2 protein-coding genes are annotated in these 6486 nt (G+C 41.8%); one reads left to right on the top strand and one right to left on the bottom strand.

The features are described 5' to 3' along the window. Window positions 1–551: 551 nt before the first annotated feature. Window positions 552–2957 carry a mechanosensitive ion channel family protein gene (locus tag JWR61_RS11880; protein WP_301928023.1) on the bottom strand — a complete coding sequence of 802 codons (2406 nt, stop codon included), beginning with the start codon at window positions 2955–2957 and terminating at the stop codon, window positions 552–554. 364 nt (window positions 2958–3321) lie between these two features. Here JWR61_RS11880 and JWR61_RS11875 point away from each other — a divergent pair, with 364 nt between their 5' ends. Next, on the top strand, window positions 3322–6438 hold the full coding sequence (locus JWR61_RS11875) for a glycoside hydrolase family 2 TIM barrel-domain containing protein (protein ID WP_301928022.1): 3117 nt from the start codon (window positions 3322–3324) through the stop codon (window positions 6436–6438). Window positions 6439–6486: the final 48 nt, after the last annotated feature.

The raw sequence follows: 6486 nt of genomic DNA, 5'->3' as shown, positions 1-6486 counted from the left end.
ATTCAGGATTTATATTTTAAGATGTTCCATTCCTGGAGCATTTTTTTTGTGCTCAAAAGAACACGTCACACAAATTCTGCCAGCGGTTATTATGGCCGGTCTTAATTGGAATTATAAATTCCTATTACTTTGAAGCTGTTATAAATCAAGCCATTTATTCAATCGGATATTATCAACTATTCATCGAAACAATCAATTTGTTAAACGAAAAATAAAAAAGAACTGGATTAATCATTGCATTTTTACATCAGAAAGTAACAGCAGCGAAGAGCGACAAGAAATATCCAATTCTATAAAATCCCAAACAGTGATCTTGAAGAAACAGAATTGAATCAAAAACACGAAAATTAAATTCAGGATTTATATTTTAAGATGTTCCATTCCTGGAGCATTTTTTTTGTGCTCAAAAGAATACGTCACCCAAATTCTGCCAGCGGTTTTTATTGCCGGTCTTAATTCCTGATCCAAACTATTGCAAAATCAATATGAATTGATATTCTACGTAAAATGAACCAGTTATACAACGGCATTAAATGCCCTGTAAGGCCTGTTTAATCCATGTTTTTTGCTTCTGTATCGGGTTGTACATTTTGTTCAGCCAGGGGCCACGGGCTTACCGGAAGCTGGATACCTGCCGCTGTCAGCTTTTCGTAGATTTTAATCATGGCATTGCTCCTGGTTGCTCCGGCTTCGGAAAGATCAAATACCCAAAACGATATTTTTAAATCAATTGTTCTTTCTCCAAATTGTTTTACTGTAATGGATGGGACAGGTGCGGCCATAATCTTTTCCTCGCCTGCCAGGGTCTCCCTTATAATTCCCCTTACTTTTTCTATGTCGCTGTTGTAAGGTATGCCAATTGTATACTCAACCTGCTTGTTGCGGTCCTGCATTGTCCAGTTGATCAGGTGCTGTGAAAGCAGGTCGCCGTTGGGCACAATGATGTCCGCACCCTCGTTGTTATTGATCTTGCTGGAGCGTACGCCGATTTCTTTTACCACCCCCATCTTTCCGCCTACTTCAATCAGGTCGCCTACTTGTATCGGTCTCTCAAAAGCAAGTATTACACCGGATACAAGATTATTTACGATATTCTGCAATCCAAATCCGATACCTACTCCAAGAGCGCCTATCATGATAGACAATTTATCTATTGGAATACCTGCCGCGGCCACTGCAATAAAAAAGCCGAGTATCCATATGGCAAGCCGTATCAAGAGCATCATAGAACCAAGCCGGCTTCGTTTGCCGGTTGTATGTAATTTTTCGCTGCCAAAGAAAAAGCTGATGAACCCTGAAATAACAGATGATAACCAGATGATGAAAATAAAAATGGCTACACTTTCAAAAGTAAATACCATGCTGCCGATGGTTCTGGTGGCTTCGAAAAAATGAGTGCATAACTGAATCACTGTATCGTACAACGTCAGGTTGCGTGCCAGTGAGATAGTCCACACAGTTGATGCAAGTATCCACAATATATTTACAAAGCGATGCTGCAGCGTCTTAAAATCGATAAAGGCAGAAATGCGGCTATCGTGGTAGGCTTCAGATTGCAGATATATCGCTTCCATCACCATGGAACAAAACACTTTTAAACTGATCCCGAGCATGAGGCATTGAATGGCGCTTACACCAAATATTTTCGCCAGTGTAACCCGGCCGGCAAGGTTAAAAAAAATGGAAAGTATCGCCTGGGTGAGCGTAAAAATGGCCAATGTTTTTGTAGCAGGAGATTCAGGTATGCCGGAAAAATGTGGTTGTCGTGGGTTGGTGATTTTTATGGCAACAGCGGCCATTATAATACCGCTAAAGAATAGTCCCCAACGTTCACCCAATGCTGATTCCAGCAACAGGTCGTCCATGGCATAATACAACCAAAGCAGGCAAATTATCAGCCATATTATTTTGGATTGTTTTGCCAGGTAGGGATAGATAAGATAAGCCAGCAATAGCAACCTGAAAAGTTCAAGTGCATGCAGCAGCGACATCGGCGGGTTAGCAAAAAAATAAGGCAGGTAGGTAAAGAGCGCCATCCCGCAACCAATCAACACATTCCTGCGCAAAAAATGTATCGGCCCCAGTACCAGGTCTTTATTTTCCTGTTTATTTATCCGGTGCATATTTAACCAGGTCCAGGAAAAAATGCAAATGAATACCAGCAGTCCCAGCGTGATTACATCCCACTTTTCACCGAGGTAGATCATGATGATTTTTCCGGATCTGACTAATGCGTTCCCGGTAATTTCAGCCAGGTTGTTTTTATACTCTTGCTGTGTTGCGGTAAATAGCGGAGCTTCTTCCTGTTTCCAGATGCCGAGTTTTAAAGAGATGGTTAAATACCGCATATCTGAAATAATATCCGTTGCCTGCAATAAATTGACCGATACTTTGTTTCGCAATAGATTCACCCTGTTAATAACTTTTTGCTGCAGTGAATCCAATGAACGTCCTTCAGTTCGTATGTCTTCCAACTGTTCCTGTATCACAGAATCATTTACTTCGGCGTTAAGTATTGGGTCACGAAGTATTTTTTTTACCTCAGTATTGCTTTGGGTGAGTTCTCTGCTGTAATTTGAAAGGATGGACTGGTAAGCAGAAAGATCATCTGAAGTTTCCGTGAGCATAATTACGCCGCTGTTTAAACTGCGCAAGTTCATATGGCTGCCATTTTTTTCCAACCGGGCCTTAAAGCCTTTTATCTTCCTTTCAATTTCAGGCATATTCAGCGAAATAGGGGTGATATTGAACTTTCGCCGGATTAAAAAATCAGTATGGTCAATTGTTGCAGTGTAGGTTGCCACTTTGGTAACCAGTGTAGGCAGCATACTGTCGCTTATAGGTTGTTTGTCCAAAACGGGTGGCGTCTGTTGCGAAAAAGCAGGCTGAATGCCAAGAAGCAGCATTGCTCCAATAAATAAATGAATAAGTTTGTTGTGTTTAGCAGCTGGTAGCATGTTATATTTTTTAACCTCTTCTTTCAAAATTGTCATCCGTTGTTATCTTGTTTGTTGCATTTGCCCAATTAATTGCCTGCCGCAACGAACTGGCAAAGCCCGGGTCCGGCAATGTTGCAGCTATTTTGCAGGCATTTTGCCGGAGGCATAACGGCAAAATTAAAGAAGCGCAGGCACTATCGCTCAACTGGTTTTACGGTAAGTAGTTTTCTGTAATTGCCGGATGGATACGTGGCTTAGTGGTTTGCATGTACCGTGTCTCGTCTGTCAACAATTAATATTGGCAAGTGGTAAACAATTTCAACGTGCCATTATTTTTAATTGTTACTTTTACTTTTAAACGATTCACTCAAATAACCAACACATGAAGCCGATCTTACTGCTTGCCTTTTTAGTATTTAATGTATGCTATGCCCAGCAACTCAACGACTGGGAAAACCCTTCACTGGTGTCGCTCAACAAGGAAAAACCACATGCTACGGCTATGATTTTCACTAACGCGACCGACGTAAAAAATGATGACTACAGCCATTCTCCTTTTTACCAGTCTTTAAACGGCACCTGGAAATTTGTGTATACCGATAAATATGCCAACAGGCCAATGAATTTTTTTGAAACAGCGCTGGATGACTCCAGGTGGAATGATCTTCCAGTACCATCCAACTGGGAATTAAAGGGCTTTGGTATTCCGATTTATACGAATATTATTTATCCTTATCCTAAAAATCCACCGTATATCGGCGACAACAACCCGGTAGGAACTTACAGAAAACAGTTTACTGTACCTGATACATGGACTGGAAAAGATATCCTTTTACACTTCGGGTCTATCACCGGGTGTGCTTTTGTTTATGTAAACGGACAAAAAGTAGGCATTACTAAAAATTCAAAATCTCCAGCCGAGTTTAACATCAGCAAATACCTGGTTAAAGGTAACAATATACTGGCCGTGCAGGTTTTTCGCTGGCACGATGGCAGTTATATGGAAGACCAGGATTTCTGGCGCATCAGCGGTATTGAACGGGACGTATTTTTATACGCATTGCCTTCATTAACAGTATGGGATTTTTTTATAAAAGGCGACCTAGATACTAATTATACCAACGGGCTTTTCAGCGCAGCAGTTGATTTGCGCCAGTTTGAAGGTAACACCATAAAGAATGGTACTGTTGCGGTAGAAGTTCAGGATAAAAGTGGTAAGGCAATTTTCAGCAAGCAACAAAAATTTACAGCGGGTAATGATTCTGTACAGACAATTTCCTTTAATGGCGTTATTAAAAATCCTTTAAAATGGAGTGGCGAATTTCCTAACCTGTACGATTGTATTATTACTTGGAAAGATGCAGGCGGAACAGTGCTGGGCGTAACCGGCAGCAAGATTGGCTTTAGAAAACTAGAAATAAAAAATGCACAGCTTTTTGTAAACGGTGTGGCGACTTACGTACATGGTGTCAACCGTCATGAGCATGATGAAGTAGAAGGGCACGTGATCAGCAAAGCGGGGATGATAAAAGACCTTCAGCTGATGAAGATGTACAATATCAATGCGGTGAGAACAAGTCATTACCCCAATGATCCGGAATGGTACAAGCTGTGTGATGAATACGGCATGTACCTGGTAGATGAAGCCAATATTGAAACCCATGCCATGGGTGCAGGGGGACAAGGCTGGTACGATACTGCAAAGCATATTGCCTACCAACCATTGTGGGCGCCATCTTTCCTAAACCGTATTCACGATTTGGTAGAACGGGATAAAAATCATCCATCAGTAATATTGTGGTCGCTGGGAAATGAGAATGGTAATGGCCCTGTTTTTCATGATGCCTACAAATGGATAAAGCAACGTGATAACAGCCGCTATGTACAATTTGAATCAGCAGGTGAAGAAGAAAATACCGATATCGTTTGCCCGATGTATCCTGCAATGAGTTACATGAAAGCCTATGCGGCCTCCAGCAAAAAACGGCCGTTCATTATGTGCGAATATTCACATGCCATGGGCAGCAGCAATGGTAACTTCCAGGAGTATTGGGATGTAATTATGAGCGATAAAAAAATGCAGGGTGGATTTATCTGGGATTGGGTTGACCAGGGTATGAAAAGAACCACACCTGATGGAAGAACCTGGTGGGCTTATGGTGGCGATTTGGGTGGCTATGCTTTGCAGAACGATGAAAATTTTTGCACCAATGGTTTAGTGGCCAGCGACAGAAGCATTCATCCCGGTTTGAACGAAGTAAAAAAAGTGTACCAGAATATTTTATTCAAAGCCAAAGATGTATCTAAAGGTATTATAACGGTAATGAACGTTTTTGATTTCACCAACCTCGATCAGTACAATTTTAAATGGCAGCTGATGCGTAATGGAGAGGTAGTGAAAGAAGACGTTTTTTCAGTACAGTTGGCACCACATCAGCAAAAAGATATAACACTTAACCTGCCACAGTATAAACTCCCGGAAGGGTCAGAATTGTACCTGGAGGTATATGCATCAATTAAAACAGCTACGCCACTGTTGCCCGCCGGACATGAAATTGCAAGAGAACAGTTTAAAATGGCAGGTGATTATTTTGCAACCAGCAGCAGTAAAGAAGGACAGTTACAGGTTACAAAATCCAATGGTAACATCAGTTTTACCGCTGGTAAAATATCCGGTGTTTTTGATACCAATACGGGCAGGATAAGACGATACGCTATCAATAATGATGCATCTCTGATTAACCAGTTCCCTGAACCCTATTTTTGGCGTGCGCCAACGGACAATGATTTCGGCAATAATATGCCGGACGAAATGGGCATTTGGCGCAATGCACACAGCAACATTCATAAGAAAAATATTACTGTCGGCGAACAAACGACAGCCGGCTTACCAATTAAAGTCGAGTATGACTTAGCCGGGATAAATGTTCCCTATACGCTGGAATATTTAATACAAAATGACGGCTCTATCAAGGTGACTGCCTCAATTGACATGACCGGAAGAAACCTGCCTGAGTTGCCACGTTTCGGTATGCGCATGCAGCTACCTGCACAGGTAAATCAGCTGGCGTATTTTGGCCGTGGGCCGTGGGAAAACTATACCGACAGAAACACGGCTTCATTTGTTGGATTGTATAAAGATGAGGTAGCCAACCAGGCTGTGATGAATTATATCCGTCCGCAAGAGAGTGGTTATAAAACGGACATCCGCTGGTTAACGCTTACCAATGCAGCCGGTACTGGTTTGCAGATAGAAGGCACGCAACCCATTTGCTTCAGCGCAACCAATAATAAATCGGAAGACCTTGATCCGGGCCTTACCAAAAAGCAACAGCATTGGATCGACATCAAGCCAAGGAAGGAAGTTTACCTGAGCATTGATTTAAAACAACGTGGAGTTGGTGGTGATAATAGTTGGGGAGCCTTGCCACATCAGCAATACAGGATGCTGGATAAAAAATATACGTACAGCTATGTAATGAAACTGATAGCCAGATAAACGGTTATCAATTAACATAAATTGGCGGCTTGCATCACATGCAAGCCG

Source organism: Ferruginibacter sp., from assembly GCF_028288465.1.
Classification (GTDB): Bacteria; Bacteroidota; Bacteroidia; order Chitinophagales; family Chitinophagaceae; genus Ferruginibacter.
The sequence above is the reverse complement of the archived record's forward strand: the minus strand, read 5'-3'. Positions and strand labels throughout refer to the sequence as shown.